This window comes from Streptosporangium sp. NPDC049644, from assembly GCF_040675205.1.
GTDB lineage: Bacteria > Actinomycetota > Actinomycetes > Streptosporangiales > Streptosporangiaceae > Streptosporangium > Streptosporangium fukuiense.
Genome location: NZ_JBFAOJ010000012.1, coordinates 111,271 through 126,716 on the forward strand (window position 1 = coordinate 111,271; position 15,446 = coordinate 126,716).

The 15,446-nt window shown below is 69.4% G+C and carries 9 protein-coding genes; 5 read left to right on the forward strand and 4 right to left on the reverse strand.

Translation table 11 applies throughout. The features are described from left to right. Positions 1-186: 186 nt before the first annotated feature. From AB0J58_RS09780 to efeB, 5 genes are all read left to right on the forward strand, one after another. Complete coding sequence (locus AB0J58_RS09780; protein WP_364212701.1) at positions 187-972, forward strand: SDR family NAD(P)-dependent oxidoreductase; 786 nt, start codon at positions 187-189, stop codon at positions 970-972. Beyond that, positions 962-1,615 carry a TetR/AcrR family transcriptional regulator gene (locus AB0J58_RS09785; RefSeq protein ID WP_364212704.1) on the forward strand — a complete coding sequence of 218 codons (654 nt, stop codon included), beginning with the start codon at positions 962-964 and terminating at the stop codon, positions 1,613-1,615. The genes AB0J58_RS09780 and AB0J58_RS09785 overlap by 11 nt, the downstream gene beginning before the upstream one ends. A gap of 182 nt (positions 1,616-1,797) precedes the next feature. After that, positions 1,798-2,649 carry an iron uptake transporter permease EfeU gene (gene efeU, locus AB0J58_RS09790; RefSeq protein WP_364212707.1) on the forward strand — a complete coding sequence of 284 codons (852 nt, stop codon included), beginning with the start codon at positions 1,798-1,800 and terminating at the stop codon, positions 2,647-2,649. Between the two features lie 21 nt (positions 2,650-2,670). Then, a complete protein-coding gene (gene efeO, locus AB0J58_RS09795) occupies positions 2,671-3,816 on the forward strand; it encodes an iron uptake system protein EfeO (RefSeq protein ID WP_343978921.1) in 1,146 nt (381 codons plus the stop codon). Between the two features lie 27 nt (positions 3,817-3,843). After that, entirely contained in the window at positions 3,844-5,097 is a 1,254-nt protein-coding gene (gene efeB, locus AB0J58_RS09800; protein WP_364212710.1) for an iron uptake transporter deferrochelatase/peroxidase subunit, read from the forward strand. Positions 5,098-5,288: 191 nt separating this feature from the next. Here the strand turns inward: efeB and AB0J58_RS09805 are convergent, their stop codons facing one another. From AB0J58_RS09805 to AB0J58_RS09820, 4 genes are all read right to left on the reverse strand, one after another. Next, positions 5,289-5,900, reverse strand: coding sequence for a helix-turn-helix domain-containing protein (locus AB0J58_RS09805; RefSeq protein WP_364212713.1), 612 nt, complete (start codon positions 5,898-5,900; stop codon positions 5,289-5,291). Further along, entirely contained in the window at positions 5,901-7,553 is a 1,653-nt protein-coding gene (locus AB0J58_RS09810) for an MFS transporter (protein WP_364212716.1), read from the reverse strand. Between the two features lie 233 nt (positions 7,554-7,786). Then, on the reverse strand, positions 7,787-8,383 hold the full coding sequence (locus tag AB0J58_RS09815) for a hypothetical protein (protein WP_364212719.1): 597 nt from the start codon (positions 8,381-8,383) through the stop codon (positions 7,787-7,789). Positions 8,384-8,493: 110 nt separating this feature from the next. Further along, on the reverse strand, positions 8,494-15,033 hold the full coding sequence (locus AB0J58_RS09820; protein WP_364212722.1) for a DNRLRE domain-containing protein: 6,540 nt from the start codon (positions 15,031-15,033) through the stop codon (positions 8,494-8,496). Positions 15,034-15,446 lie beyond the last annotated feature (413 nt).

Below are 15,446 nucleotides of genomic sequence, written 5' to 3' on the forward strand. Positions count from 1 at the left end.
CCTGCGGGAGGAACCGGATCGGGTACGAGCCGGGCACGGTGAGATGGACGACATGAGGGTGGCCCGTGCCTCTCCGGCGACGGCCGCCGGATCTTCCCGCGAGGCCCCGCCGCTCACCTTTTCGAGATGCCGTCCGGCGGCCTCCCGATTCTAGAGAGTCTCTCTAGAATCGGCTACGATTTCTCCATGGGACCTACTGTCGTCATCACCGGTGGCAACCGCGGGATCGGCCTGGCCACGGCCGAGGAGTTCGCCCGCCGCGATCACCGGGTGGTGGTCGTGGCCAGGAACCCCGCCGCGGCGGGCGAGGCCGCACGGCTCGGCGCCGATCTGGTCGCCGGAGACCTCTCGACGTTGAAGGGGGTCCGGGCCGTCGCCGAGGCGCTGGCCGGAACCTGCCCGCGGCTCGACGTGCTGGTGCACAACGCCGGGATCTGGCCATCGGCGCGGCGGCTCACCGAGGACGGCTTCGAGGAGTCCTTCGCCGTCAACCACCTGGCGCCCTTCCTGCTCAACCACCTGCTGGAAGATCGCCTGAGCAGGGTCGTCCAGGTCACCGCCGGCCTGTACGGCACGGGCCGGGTCGACCTCGCGCGCACCCCGGCCGGAGCGGACTTCTCTCCGCTGCGCACCTATGCCAACACCAAGCTCTGCAACCTGGCGCTGATGCCGCTGTGGGCCGAGCGCTGGAAGCCGCGGGGCATCACGATCGACGCCGTCCACCCCGGAGTGATCAGGACCGGGCTCGGTGACCGGAGCGGCCTCGCGGGGGTGCTGCTGAGGGCCGCGAAGCGGCTGGGGAAGGCGCCGGCCGACGGTGCGGCCCCGGTCGTACGGCTGGCGCTCGACCGGGCCGGCACCGGACGGTACTTCGACGTCGACCGCGAACTGCCCCTCGCCCCGGTGGCCGCCGATCCCGAACGGGCGGGGGAACTGTGGGCGCAGGCCGCGGAGCTGACCGGTGTCGCCTAGGCAGCGGCGCGGGGAGCAGACCCGGGAGCGGCTGCTGGCGGCGGCACTGGACCTCTACGCGGAGAAGGGCGCCGACGGCTTCACCATGACGGCGGTGACCGCTACCAGCGGCGTCAGCGTCGGAAGCCTCTACCACCACTTCGGCAGCTTCGACGGGCTGGCGGCCGCCCTCTACGCGCGCTGCCTGTCCGACCTGCTCGACGCCGTCATCGCCGCACTCGACGCGGTGCCGCAGGAGCGGGAGGGCAGCCCCCGCGACGGCACGGAGGCGCGGGCCGCCGCCGGCGTCCGGGCCGTGGTCACCGGATATCTCGGTTTCACCCGCGAGCACGCGGCCGCCGCGCGCTTCGTCCACACCTCCGCCTACGCCGACTTCCTGGCCGCGCACGCGGATCTGATCGCGGAGGAGAAGGAGCCCAGGCTGGCCGGGATCCTGGGCTGGCTGCGACCGTACATCAGGGCGGGGCTGGTCGTGGGGCTGCCCGACGAGCTGATCGAGATGCTGGTCGTCGGCCCGGTCGCGGAGACGGCCCGCCGCTGGCTGGCCGGGGCCCCCGGCATCGACCTGGACGAGGCGTCCCGACTGCTTCCCGAGCGGATCTGGCGATCCCTGCGGGCCGCCGAGGCTCCGATGGCGAGGTAGGAGAGGGTACGAGGTGCCAAGCGTGGAACGCCCAAAGACGGGGTGAACCGCTTGATCGTACGCATACGGCATTATCACCGGGCTGTTCATGTCTTTCGTACCCCAGTGGGAATTATCTCCTTGTGAAGAGTAAGGTTGCCCTGCCCTAATTTAGGCAAGCCTTTCCATCTCATGGAGTGACGGTGTTCGCCAGCTATCTCATCGGACTACGCGAAGGTCTGGAGGCCGCGCTCGTCGTCTCCGTGCTCGTCGCCCTCCTCGTCAAAAGTGATCGACGTGACCGGCTTCCCCTCGTCTGGGCCGGGGTCGGCGCCGCTCTCGTGCTGTCGATCGCGTTCGGTGCGCTGCTCACCTTCACCGTCGCCCATCTGGAATACCGGCAGCAGGAGTTGTTCGAGGCGGTCACCTCGCTGCTGGCCACCGTGTTCGTCACCTGGATGATCTTCTGGATGCGGGGTGCCGCCCGTACGATCTCCGGTGACCTGCGCGCCAAGCTGAGCGAGGCCCTGGAGGTCGGCGCGATCGCGGTGGTCGTGATGGCCTTCCTCGCCGTGGCGCGCGAGGGCCTGGAGACCGCGCTGCTGTTCTTCGCCTCGGTGCAGGGCGCCACCACCACCGCGGTCCCGCTGATCGGGATCAGCCTGGGGCTGATCACCGCGGTCCTGCTGGGCTGGGCCATCTACCGCAGCGCGATGCGGATCAACCTGACCAGGTTCTTCACCTGGACCGGCCTGCTGCTGATCCTGGTCGCCGCCGGAATCTTCAAGTACGGCGTGCACGACCTGCAGGAGGCGGCCGTCCTGCCGGGCCTGTCCAGCTACGCCTTCGACATCAGCGGCGTGTTGCCCGCCGACTCCTGGTACGGTGCCCTGCTGGCCGGGATGTTCAACATCACCCCGCAGCCGAGCGTGCTGGAGACGGTGGCCTGGGCCGCCTACGCGGTGCCCACGCTCATCCTCTTCCTGCAGCCGTGGCGCAGCCGCCCGACCCCCTCACCCGCCACCCCCTCGACCGACCCGCAGCCCGCGGGCTGAAACCGCCTGAACAGGACGATCATGCGTACTTCCCTTGCCATCGCCGCGGGCGCACTCGCCCTCACCGGCCTCGCGGCCTGCTCCTCCGAGCCCACCCCGGCCACGGACGCGGGTGCCTCCGCGGCTCCGGCCAAGGGCGGTCCCGTCGCGGTGGCCGCCACCGACACCGAGTGCAAGGTCGCCGTCACCGAGGTGGCCGCGGGCACCTCGACATTCGCGATCACCAACGGTGGCACCAAGGTGACCGAGTTCTACGTCTACGCCCCCGGCGACCGGGTCATGGGGGAGGTGGAGAACATCGTGCCGGGCCTGACCCGCGAGGTGATCGTCGAGTTGCCGGCCGGCAGCTACGAGACCGCCTGCAAGCCCGGCATGGTCGGCAAGGGCGTCCGCGGCCCGCTCAAGGTCACCGGCGAGCACAAGCCGCTCAGCGACGACGCCCAGCTCGCCGAGGCGACCGCCAGCTACAAGCGCTACATCAAGTCGCAGAGCGACACGCTGCTGGTCAAGGCGCAGGAGTTCGTCGACGCGGTCAAGGCCGAGGACATCGACAAGGCCAAGGCGCTCTTCCCGGTCTCCCGCACCTACTGGGAGCGGATCGAGCCGGTCGCGGAGATCTTCGGCGACCTCGACCCGGCCATCGACGCCCGGGAGAACGACGTGGCCGAGGGGGAGGAGTGGACCGGCTTCCACCGGATCGAGAAGGACCTCTGGGTCAAGAAGGATGTCAGCAAGGACGGCCCGATCGCCGACAAGCTGATGGCCGACATCAAGACCATCGTGGAGCAGTCCAACTCCGCCGAGCTGTCGCCGGTGCTGCTGGCCAACGGCGCCAAGGGCCTGCTCGACGAGGTGGCCTCCGGGAAGATCACCGGTGAGGAGGACCGCTACTCGCACACCGACCTGTGGGACTTCGACGCCAACCTGCAGGGTTCCAAGGCCGCGGTGCAGGCGCTCCGCCCCGTTCTGGAGGAACGCGCCCCGGAGCTGGTGAAGACGCTGGACGAGAAGTTCGCCGGGGCCGAGGCCGCGCTCGGCGCGCACCAGAAGGGCGACGGCTGGAAGCTGCACACCGAGCTGTCCAAGGACGACCTCAAGAAGTTGTCGGACGCGATCAACGCACTCGCCGAGCCGATCAGTAAGATCGCCGCGGTGGTGGCGAAGTAACGAGCGACCTGTCGTAGAGGGGGTTCGATGAGCGAGCGGATCAGCCGCAGGAAGCTGTTCGGCATGGGCGCGGCCGGCGTGGCGGTCGCCGGCGCGGGTGTGATCGCGGTGCGCGGGATCGGTGGCGAGCCCGCGCCCACCACGGTCGCCTCCGTCTCCGACGCGGTCCCCTTCTATGGCGAGCACCAGGCGGGCATCGTCACCCCGGCGCAGGACCGGCTGCACTTCGTCTCCTTCGACGTCATCACCGAGAAGAAGGCGGAGCTGGCCGAGCTGCTCCAGGAGTGGACCGCCGCCGCGGCCCGGATGACCCAGGGCCAGGAGGCGGGCGCGTTCGGCGCGGTCGGCGGCGAGCCGGAGGCGCCGCCGGACGACACCGGCGAGGCCCTCGGCCTGCCCGCCTCCGGGCTGACGCTGACCGTCGGCTTCGGCGGATCGCTCTTCGACGACCGGTTCGGGCTGGCCTCGCGCAGGCCGGCCGCGCTGGCCGACCTGCCGCACCTGCCCGGCGACGCGCTGCTGCCGGAGATCTCCGGCGGTGACCTGTGCGTGCAGGCGTGCGCGCACGACCCGCAGGTGGCGGTGCACGCCATCCGTAACCTGGCGCGCATCGGCTTCGGCCGGGTCTCGGTGCGCTGGTCCCAGCTCGGCTTCGGACGCACCTCGTCGACCTCGCGCGCGCAGGCGACGCCGCGCAACCTGATGGGGTTCAAGGACGGCACGGCCAACCTCAAGCTGGAGGACGTGGCGCTGCTGAAGGAGCAGCTCTGGGTGGGTTCCGGCGACGGCCCCGACTGGATGACCGGCGGCAGCTACCTGGTCACCCGCAAGATCCGGATGCTGGTCGAGACCTGGGACCGGGCGCCGCTGGTCGAGCAGGAGCAGATCTTCGGCCGGGACAAGGGGGAGGGGGCACCGCTGGGCAGGAAGAACGAGTTCGACCCGATCGACTTCGAGGCCAAGGGACCCGACGGGAAGCCCCTGATCTTCGACGACGCGCACGTACGGCTCGCCCACCCGTCCCACAACGGCGGTGCGCACCTGCTGCGCCGCGGCTACAACTACGTGGACGGCTCCGACGGCCTGGGCCGGCTGGACGCCGGCCTGTTCTTCATGGCCTACCAGCGCGACCCGCACCGCCAGTTCGTCACCGTGCAGCGCTCCCTGGCGGGCAAGGACTCCCTCAACGAGTACATCAAGCACGTCTCCAGCGCCCTGTTCGCCTGCCCGCCCGGCGTGCGCGACGCGGGCGACTACTGGGGCCGCGCTCTGTTCTCCTGACCATCGAGGCCGGTGCGGGGCGCCCTCGAAAAGCGCTGTTCCGCGCGGCGACGGGCCTGGTGGCCGCAGCCGGTGAAGGGCCGCGAGCCGCCGCGTCGCCATGGCGGTGTTCCCAGTCGCTGGAGTTCCCGTCTCACCGGTGCCCGCCCGGCTCGTACCGCTCCTCCCCGGATATTCCGACCGGCGTCAGGTCAGCGCAGAGTCCGGCAGAACATGTCGAGGGTGATCTCGATGATCTCGGACGTGTCCTCCGCGCCGGGACCGCCGGAGGACTCCGAGGCGAGGCGCCGGGTGCCCGCGCGGAGTACGCCCCACGCGAGTTCGGCCCGCAGGGCGGGGTGGTCGTGTCCCGCCTCGCGGAGCACGTCGCCGAGCGGTTCGATGAGCGATCCGTGCAACTCCTCCAGCCGTGCCAGGCACTCGGCCGGCAGTCCGAGCGTCTGTGCCGCCGGGACCAGCGCGTAGTCGGTACTGCCGACGAACTCGAGCGCGACCCTGCCGTACGCCCGGAGCCGTCCGTCGAGTGAGCCGGCCGGCCCGTCGGGCGGGGTCTCCGCCATGGTGGCGCGCAGGCGGCCGGCCCAGCGGGGGAAGCCCTCCTCGGTGAGCTGGGCGAGGATGTCGGCGGTGGAGGAGAAGTAGCGGTAGACGCTCGATCGGGCCAGGCCGATCCGGGCGCCCACCGCCGCCGGGGTGAGCGCGTGCACACCTTGCGCGGCCAGGATCTCGCGCGCCGCCTCCAGCAGGGCGGCGTGCTGGTTGGCCCGGTGGTCGGCGACGGTCGCCGCGCTGATCCTTGGCATCTACACCTCCTGGTGGCGTCCTCCGTTGTCCGGCTCGGGTGTCCCCGCTCCGTCACTCTCATTCTCCCCGCCCTCGTCCCCGTCCGCGTCCTCGCCGTCCCGGGTGGGAGCGGCGGTACGCGGGAGCAGGAACGTGAAGCCGAGCCCGGCCAGCAGGACCAGCCCGGTGATGACCGGCACCCTGCGGGTCGCCTCCGTGGCGCCCGCGACCGCCGCCGCGTGGACGGCCGGATCGCTCAGCCCCGGGATGGCCGCACCACCGCTCTCCTGCACGGCGTTCGCCACGCTCGTGCGGACCTGCTCCGGATAGGACGCCATGTTCTTCTCGACCGACGAGCCGAGTCCGGTGACCAGCACCCCGCCCAGGACGGCGACCCCCAGCCCCGCACCGACCTGGCGGATCGCGCTCTGCAACCCGGAGGCCTGACCCGCCTGCCGGGCGGGCACGTCGGCCATCAGCACGCTGGTGAGCTGGGCCGTGGCGAAGCCGATGCCGAAGCCGTAGACGAGCATCCAGGGCACGATCCGCCACACGCTCATGCCGGCCTCCAGGGAGAGACCGATGCCGACGGCGCCCATGACCTCCAGGGCGAGGCCGATCTGCACGACCGTTCGTGAGTTCACCCTCCTGGTCAGGACGGGGACCACGCCACCGGCCAGGAAGGTGCCCACGGCGAGGGTGGCGATGATGAGGCCGGCCGTGAACGCGCTGTGGCCGAGCGCCGACTGCAGGAACAGCGGCAGCACCAGGATCACCCCGAACTCGCCCAGCGCCACGATCATCGCCGCTATCGCGCCGTAGCGGAAGCCGGGCAGCGTGAACAGTGTCAGGTCGATCAGCACGGGGCGCCCGGCCCGCTCGCGTCGCCGCTCCAGCAGGATGAAGGCTGCCACGGCCAGGATGCCGATGCCGAACGCGAAGGGCACCGGGGAGACCTCCTCGAACCGCAGCCCGAAGAGTTCGGCGGGCCGCAGGGGAGTGAGCCAGCCGTACTTCTGCCCTTCGATGAGGCCGAAGACGATGGAGAACATGCCCAGCACGATCAGCGCGATGCCCAGCGGATCGTGACCGGTGGCCCGATCCTCACGGGAGGCGGGGATGCGCAGCGCGCCGAGCAGGACCAGCGCGCCGATGGGCAGGTTGATCCAGAACGCCGCACGCCAGCCGTGGTCGGTGACCAGCCAGCCGCCGACCAGCGGCCCGATGGCGGCCATACCGCCGACGATCGAGCCCCAGATCGCGAATCCGATCACCCGCTGCCTGCCGAAGTAGGTGGAGTTGATGATCGCGAGCGTCATGGGCATGGCCATCGCGGCGCCCACTCCCTGGATTCCCCTGGCCCCGATCAGCATCGCGCTGCTCCCCGCGATCGCCGCCAGCAGGCTCGCCACCAGGAAGACCACGATGCCCGTGGCGAACAGCTGCGGCCTGCCGCGCTGGTCACCGATACGGCCCAGCGGGATAAGCAGGGACGCGAACACCAGCAGGTAGAGGGAGTTGACCCACTCCACGTCGGTGACCGTGAGCCCCAGATCGTCGATCATCGCCGGAACGGCGACGTTCACGATCGTCGCGTCGATGACGACCATCGACACACCGACCGCGAGCACGAAGAGAGGCAGCCAGCTTTGGCGGGAACTTGGCGACGACATGTCGCGAACTATAGCAACACCATGTCGCTATGTATCCGGGGGCGTGTCGATGTCCCGCGTAGGACGGTCGATGGGCTGGGCGGGGCGGGTAGGGGGGCGATCAACAGCGATGACGGAGACGAGTAGCGCCTCGATCGCCGGAGTCGGAGAGAGCCGCCGGTAGCTGCGAAGGCGGACTCCGGCCGGTGTGCGAAGACCCTCCCGAGCCGGCCGGGAGGCTCCGGGCCGGCGGGTCAGGTTGGAAAAGGCTTGAACAGGCTGGGCCAGGCGTCGGCGGGAACGCGGTAGAGGACGCGCGACGCCGCGAACCAGTCCCGGTCGAGGAACCTGCCCGTGACCCGCCCCGCCAGGATGAGGTAACCCTCCACCTCCTCTTCGAACCCGCCTTCATGGCTTGTCTCCAGATCACCCGCGTAGTCCTGGAACGCTTCCACTCCCAGCCTGCCGATGAGCTCGCCATCCTGGTAATAGACCATTCCCTCGTCACCGGTTTCCCCCAGGTCACCCAGGTGCCAATGACTGATGATGCGCCTTCTTCCCGCGCTCGCCTCTTCCCTGAGCGTGAAACTTCCGCTCATGGTGATCGCGACCGACCAGCCTGGAGAATGCCCCCCGATCCAGACCAGAGTGTCCTGTTCGTTGTCGTCGGCCAGGGTGAACGCCGTCTCGAGGTCACAGAGAATCCCAGAGCCCGGATCCACCCGGAACCGCTCCGCGATCTCTTCGATATTCTCTGTGTCGATCCAGGCCGCATCGAAGCGGGCGTTCAAGGCGTACTCGTCCAGGAGTTGCCACTGGCTCTCCCCGGGCGCCGCTCGCGACATGTCCACCGGCTCGCTCCTTCGAATTTCGCTGGTTCGTGGGGTGGGGGCGATCTTACAATCGCCTTCACCCCACAGGCAGCCCGGCCCGGTCGTCGATCGCCGGGCCGGGCTCCTGGTTAATTCACGACCTTGACCCAGAACTGGTTCCCGGGCACGACACGGTAATCGGCATAGAACTTATCGAGAGCCGCCCCGTGAATGATGTTGTCATCTCTGGGAACCGCTTGGACGGAGAAGTTTCCGTCCTTCGCCCCGGCTCCCTCCTCGGACGACGCGAACGGATACTCGTCACAGTTGATCCAGGGCGCCTGCGCGATTCCGTGGATGAACCGGGTCGCTACCGCGTAGTCATCCGAGAAGTAGTACTTGCAATAGTTGACTCCCTTGAGCAGTTGCGTCGGCACCTCAACCGAATCGTCGACGTCCGGCCAGCGTTTCTGGTTCGTGGTGTCCTTGTCCGTGACGAACCGGAGCCCCGAGAAGAAACTTCGGTTGTAGTCCTGGCCTTCGCCGTTCACCTTGGTCAGCGGCTTACTGAACGGGTCCGCCCAGTTTCCGGGGATCAGCTTGGGCCTGGCCGTCACGATGCTGACCTTCGGGGGCGGATTCTTCGGGTCGGCCCAGTTGTGGCCGGGCCGCTTCGGCGGGGAAGTGCTCACGTTGGTCAGTGGATTGAGCGCCTTCTCGATGTGCAGGGTGACTTGCAGGAAGTTCGCGTTCCTGCTCTTGGACATCACGAACACCCGGGGCACCGACGGTATGATGCAGCCCCCCTTCCGCTGACGTTTCCCGAACCCGGCCTTTTCCCAGTCGCACTGGACCACGGGCACCAGTTCCGTGTACGGGTAGCCGTCCCATGCGCTGACGGGAATCCCCGTACCGTGCCGCAGGACAGTGTTCTCCTCGACTATGAAACGGCTGTCGACGAGTTTCCGGTTCCAGAGTGGGATGGCCAACCCTGATTTGCCGTCCTCGCCCGGAATGAAGACGACGACACCGACCTCGCACCGGTGGACGCCGCTGTTGATCCCGGTCCACCCGAAGATGTACTCGGCGTCCGGCGTGTCATGCCAGGTGGAGACGTCGCGGGGCCTTCGTGGCCCGCTCATATAGTGGCACACACCCGCCCCTGGGCCGGGGTGCACGCCCATCTCGATTCCACTCAGGTCACTCGACGGCACCTTGACGTTACCGTTGCCGTCGACGACCGCGAACCCGTCGAGGCGGCTGAATATCTTGAACGTCTGGGGCGCCAGCTGGCCCTGGGAGAACTCCACTCCGCTCGCGTTGCCGAGATAGGTGTGCATGATCCAGGTGGCGCGGAACCGGAACGCGTCGTCGTCCTCGACCTCGATCGTCTGCCCGTTCTTCGTCTTCGCCTTCTTGAGCAACGACCGCTTCGCGGACCGCACCATCCCGCCGGTGAACGGATTCTCGGCGAATTCCAGCACGTAGATGTAGGAGGACCAGCAGTAGTTGTAGCTGGATTCATGGATCCGGGACTGCCCGAAGGCGTACTCTCCCTTCATCCACGTCACGTAGGTGTCCGCTTTGTCCCCGTCGTAGTTGTCGTCCAGGGACTGACAGTCGTCCAGATCCACCCGCTTGTAGAACGTGCCGTCCATGGCGGCCGTCGTGGCGTTCGTCCTCGTGGTGGGCGAGGTGCGGGATGGCGCCGGCACAGCCTGGGGCTGCGTGGACAGGTGGGCGACTCCGGCGGCCGTCAGTGGCCGCTGGTAGACCCCGACCTCGTCGATGCCGCCGGCCATAGCCGCGCCGATCCGCAGCGGGGCCTGGGCGTCCCAGGCGGGGAAGGACAACTGGGCGGTCCCGGCTTGTGCCCCGTTCAGGTACAGGGTCGCCGTTCGTGTGGCCGCGTCGTACGTTCCCGCCAGATGGAACCACTCATCCACCGGTGGCTCGACCCCCGACAGGACACCCTCGGCCGTCGCATTAGCGGCGTCGGCGCTGGTGAAGGTGAGCACCAGACCGTGCTCGGCGGTGTTGCCGAGCCGGAACGGCGCCTGGTGGGTGCCTCGCTGCTCGGCGACGGTGTACTCGCCGTCCTTGTCGCTCCAGCGCAGCCAGGCGGCGGTGCTGAAGCCCTGGTCGGTGTGGATCACCGGTCCGGCGGTCTGGGCCAGGGGCTCCTCGCCGGGCTGGACGACGTCGACGGTGACCTGCCGCCAGTCCGACCAGGCCGAGGCGGCCTGCTCGGTGACGGCGCGCAGGCGCCAGCGCACCTGCCACCCGTCGGACAGGGTGTCCGCCGGGACGGCGATGTTCGCCTGGCCGCCGGCCGGGACGTTGTCGGCCCCGCCGGTCCAGATCTGGCCGGTGCCCTGCCCGGTGGGTGCGGCGGGGTCGTGCTCGATCTCGGCCTCGGCGCGCAGCGGCCGGCCGGCCGGGTCGCTCACCTGGGCCAGCAGCGCCGGGGTGCGGGTGGGGGTGACGGTGTTGCCGTCCACCTGCTGGGACGGGCTGACCTGGAGCGCGCCGACGGCCGGTTCGGAGACCGGGTCCGGTACGTCGACGGTCAGGTTCTGCCAGTCCGACCAGGGGGAGCCGACGGTGGTGGCGGTGTTGACCGCGCGGGCCCGCCAGCGTACCTGCCACCCGTCGGTGAGCCTGCCGTCGGGGACGGTCGCCGAGACCTGGGTGCCGGAGGCGACGCCGTCGACGGCGCCGGTCCAGATCTGGCCGGTGCCCTGGCCGGTGGCGGCCGGGTCGTGCTGGACCTCGAACTCGGCCCGCACCGGCTGGGCGGCCGGGTCGGTGACGGTGGTGTGCAGGGCGGGGGTCAGGCTGGTGGCCGTGGTGACGCCGTTCACCACCTGGGACGGGATGACCTGGAAGGCGCCGACGGTCGGGTTGGGCACGTTGACGGTGGCCGTCTGCCAGTTCGACCAGGCCGAGGTGGTGGATGCGGTGGTGTTGGCCGCGCGGGCCCGCCAGCGGATCTTCCAGCCGTCGCTCAGCCTGCCCGCGGGCACGCTGACGGCGGCCTGGCCGCCGGAGGTGACCGCCGGCGAGGTACCGGTCCAGATCTGGCCGCTGCCCTGGCCGGTGGCGGCCGGGTCATGTTCGACCTCGAAGTGGCCGGTGAGGCCGCCGGTCGCGGTGTCGGCGACGGTGACGGCGAGTTGCGGGGTGAGCGAGGTCGTCACCGTGGTGCCGTTCACGGTCTGCGCCGGGGTGATGGCCGGGGCGGAGACCGTGGGCGCGGAGGCGGGCCCGCTGATGGTGATGGTCAGCTTCGGCGGGATGAGGAAGTCGGTGTCTTCGGAGGCGGTGAACACCCGGTAGTTGTTGACGCTGCCTTCGCCGGGCGACTTGAGCACCAGGCCGTGGTTGGCGGCGCCGGCGGCCCAGTCCTGGGCGATGCCGGTGACGTTCCAGTCCATGTAGTCCGGGAAGACGGCGCAGTCGCCGTTGACGCCCTTGGTGTTGGTGGAGGCGTCCTCGGTGGTGAAGGCGGGTTTGGTGGCCCAGTACAGGTTGTCCGGGTCCCAGGCAGCGGTCAGCCGGGCGGCCTGGATGCCGTTGCCGACCGCGGTGCCGCAGTTCTGCGCGTCGACGGTGTTCATCGACAGCCTGGCGTCGGTCACCGTGCCGCCCTGCAGGCCCGGGGTGTCGAACTTCAGGTGCACCCGCGCCTTGAAGCCGTCGGGCATGGTGCCGGCCAGCAGGTACCCGGAGTCGGGGTAGGAGGGGATGCCGGTGTCGAGCGTGCTGGTCTCGACGTCGGCGCCGACCGGCAGGGTGACCGTCGGGTCCACGCGTACCGGGTAGGTGGTGGCGGGGTCGGTCAGGAAGGCGTGGTCCGGCTTGAGGACCAGTTCGGTTCGGCCGTCCTCGGTGACCACCTCGGTGTCGATCTTTGAGCGTTTGGCCAGCGGGAGGCGGCCCTGGGCGCTGCCGTCCCACATGATCGGCTGCGGCGCCGAGGCGACGAGCTTCTTGTTCTTGCCCTTCAGCAGCAGCCGGCCGCCCTTGTCCTCGGTCAGGGTCAGGCCGTCGTCCTCGACGCCGATGCGCAGCTCCAGTGGCTTGGACGGCCGCTGGCGCAGCACCACGTCGTGCCGGAACCCGGTCGGCAACGCGGTCACCACCAGGTCGGCGCCCACGCCCGCGGCGTCGGTGTAGGTGGCGACGCTGCCCTTGACGGTCGGCTTGGGCAGCGGGGTCGGCCAGCGCAGCGCGTAGTCACGCCCGTCGGCGCTCATCTTCACGAACGGGTCCGTGCCACCGGCGGAGATCTCCAGGACCGCGCCCTGGGCGAGGGCCTTGGGCCGCAGCCTGCCGTTCTGCTCGGCCAGGGTGGTGTCGATCGGCGCCCAGCCGCCGCCCTGCCGGGTCCGCACCGGACCGGCCGTGACCTCGGTCTGGAACGTCCTGCCGTCCGGCTGGGCATAGGTGACGCTGGTCGCCGTCGTCTCGTCGGCGACCTCCACGGCCTTGCCCTGCTTGGCCGCCGTCTGGGAGGCGGCGATCCGCGCCTGCGACGGCAGGTTGGAGACCGCGTTCCCGTTCTTGCCGGCGATCCAGGCCGCCGTCTCGTTCAGGCTCGCATCGTGATCATGACCTGAGGAGTCGGCAGCCGTACGACCGTCCCCCTCGTCGAACGTCCACCGGCCGGCCGCCTGCTCGACGGTCCGGAAGGACCACGAGTACGGCTCCATGGTGTTCTCCAGGCCGTCCATCGCCCAGGAGACCTCCACCGAGTACGCGGTCCCCGGCTGCAACGGCTGGTCCGGAGTGAACGTCACGACAGTGTCCCCGTCGCCGTACGCCAGGCTTCCGGAGACGGTCGTGTCACCCGGCGCCCGCACGGTGACCTCCGCGTAGCCGACCGGCTCGCTGAACGTCGCCCGGACCACCGCGTCGAGCGGGACCTCGGCCGCGTCGGCGGCGGGCTCGTGGGTCAGGACCCGCGGTGCCTGGACATCCTCACTGTCGGAGCCGCCGGTGTCGTCCGGCTCCGGGACGTCCGGGTCGTCCGGGGTGAACTTGTCGGTGCCGACCGTGTCCGCCATCCCGTTCTGGTTCGCGAGGGTGGCGTCGAGTACCGCGTCGGATACGTCGATCGTCGAGAACTCCTCCACCGTCGTCCCCGCACGGGTCGACATCGCGACCGCCTCGTCGTAGTCCTCGGGGAGGGTGTCCAAGGGCTCCGGTACGGCGATGACGACCGTCTCCTGACGGGCAGGCTCCGGAAGTTCGAAGTCCACGGTGAGGATGGGCGGGTGCGTCTGCCCCTTGCACTCCTCCAGCGGTGTGGTCCGGCAGCCGCCGGCGTCCTCGGAGCGGTAGCGCCGCCAGTTACGCAAGTCGGACTCGTTGCCGGCGGTGAGCCGGATGCCGTAGTTGGTGGCGCCGTTGACCCACTCCTGAACGATGCCATTGAGGGAGTGGGTCAGGTCCCAGGCGTAGTTCATGGAGCCGGTGCAGTCTTCGCTGTAGGCGCCGAACTCGGTGTCCGCGCCCGTGTTGGAGACCGTCGGCTGGGTGTTCCAGGTCAGCTCCAGGTCATCCCAGAACGAGGTGATCCGCCGGGCCGTGATGCCGGAGCCGACCGAGAGGCCGCACTCGTTGGACTGGTAGTTCCACAGGTGCATGTCGGCGTTTTGCACCGTGCTGCCCGCGAACTCGGCGGGGATGTTCGGGAACCGGAGATAGCCGCGCCAGCGCTTGGCGATGTTGCTGGCATACGACTTGCCGACCACGATCTGGTCCTGGGCGAAGGTGTCCCAGCTTTCCTGGTAGTCGACATCGTTGATCCAGGTGTCCATGCCGCCGTTATCCCAGTTGCCGGCATAGCCTTCCCACCAGTCGTCCGCGACGGCGGTCATCGTCACCGGGTACGTCGTCGCCGGGTCGGCCAGGAACGCGGCGTCCGGCGTGAACACCAGGGTCTGGCCGTCGTCGGCGAGCGTGACGGAGGCTTTGCCGGCCTTGCCCGCCTCGATCGGAGTACTGGAGTCGGCGGCCGTGGCGTCCTGCAGCAGAGTGGGGCGTACCTCGGTGAGCGTTTTGCCGTCCTTGCCGACGATGATGGGCCGGCCGGCGTTTTTCTTGAACGACAGTCCCTCGGGCAGGTCCACCGGCACCCGGAAGGAGACCGGGCCGGTGGGCCGTTCGGCGATGGTGATCTGCTGCCGGAATCCGGTCGCGTTCGCGGTCACCACCAGGTCGCGGCCCTTGCCGTAGGCGCCGGGGTAGGTGGCGGTGTTGCCCTTCAGCCGGGGTTCGGGCAGTGCCGACGGCGCGGTGATCTTCGCGGTGGCGTCGGCCGCCCGGCTCTTGAGCAGGGTCTCGTCCCTGCCGGCGGACAGGACCAGGTCGCCGGGTGCGGCCTTGGGCTTGATGGCGCCGTCCGCCATGACGAGGGTGGTGTCGATCGGCGTGAAGCCCTTACCGTCGGCGTTCTTGACGCGGATCGGCTGGGTATGCATCTCCAGCCGGACCGTCCTGCCGTCCGGGTTGGCGTAGAAGGTGGCGCGTTCCGAGCGCATCGACTCGATCTCGACGCGCCGGTTGTCCTTCTTGGCCTGCGCCAGCGCTTTGCTGGTGGGTGCGGCGGGGGCGGTGGGCGGCGACGTCGTGGGAGTGGCGGGGGGTGGCGTGGGCCCTTGGGCGATCGCGGGCACGCTCATCAGCGAGATCGGCAGCGTCAGAGCCGCGAGCAGGGCAGCGCGACGGCGCGTCCGGGTGGATAAGCCGGACGCTGTTCGTGATGTGTTCGCTCCAGCCTTTCGAACATATGTGGCAAAACGAAGTGATCATCACATGCGTCACGATCTAAGTAAAGATTCTTTTCGGTAACGTGAAAGGTGGTTTCCGTGAGCACCGGGTGCGCGGAGCGAGTAGGGGGGTGACGTGGCTGCTGGCCGAGGTCGGTGAGTTTTCCATGATGCTTGCTGGGCGCAGCTGTGAATCGCCCTGGATCGAGCTGGGCGGGCGTGGCCCATGTTGCCGACCGCCCGGAGGCGGGTTGCCGTGCCGAAGATCCTTTGTGCTTGTCCGGCCGAGGATACGGCGGCGGAAAAGAAGATCCGTACGTGAGACC

Coding starts and splice junctions, on each gene's coding strand:
- AB0J58_RS09780 (WP_364212701.1), top strand. CDS start 187: ATGGGACCTACTGTCGTCATCACCGGTGGCAACCGCGGGATCGGCCTG.
- efeO (WP_343978921.1), top strand. CDS start 2,671: ATGCGTACTTCCCTTGCCATCGCCGCGGGCGCACTCGCCCTCACCGGC.
- AB0J58_RS09820 (WP_364212722.1), bottom strand. CDS start 15,033: ATGAGCGTGCCCGCGATCGCCCAAGGGCCCACGCCACCCCCCGCCACT.
- efeB (WP_364212710.1), top strand. CDS start 3,844: ATGAGCGAGCGGATCAGCCGCAGGAAGCTGTTCGGCATGGGCGCGGCC.
- AB0J58_RS09810 (WP_364212716.1), bottom strand. CDS start 7,553: ATGTCGTCGCCAAGTTCCCGCCAAAGCTGGCTGCCTCTCTTCGTGCTC.
- AB0J58_RS09805 (WP_364212713.1), bottom strand. CDS start 5,900: ATGCCAAGGATCAGCGCGGCGACCGTCGCCGACCACCGGGCCAACCAG.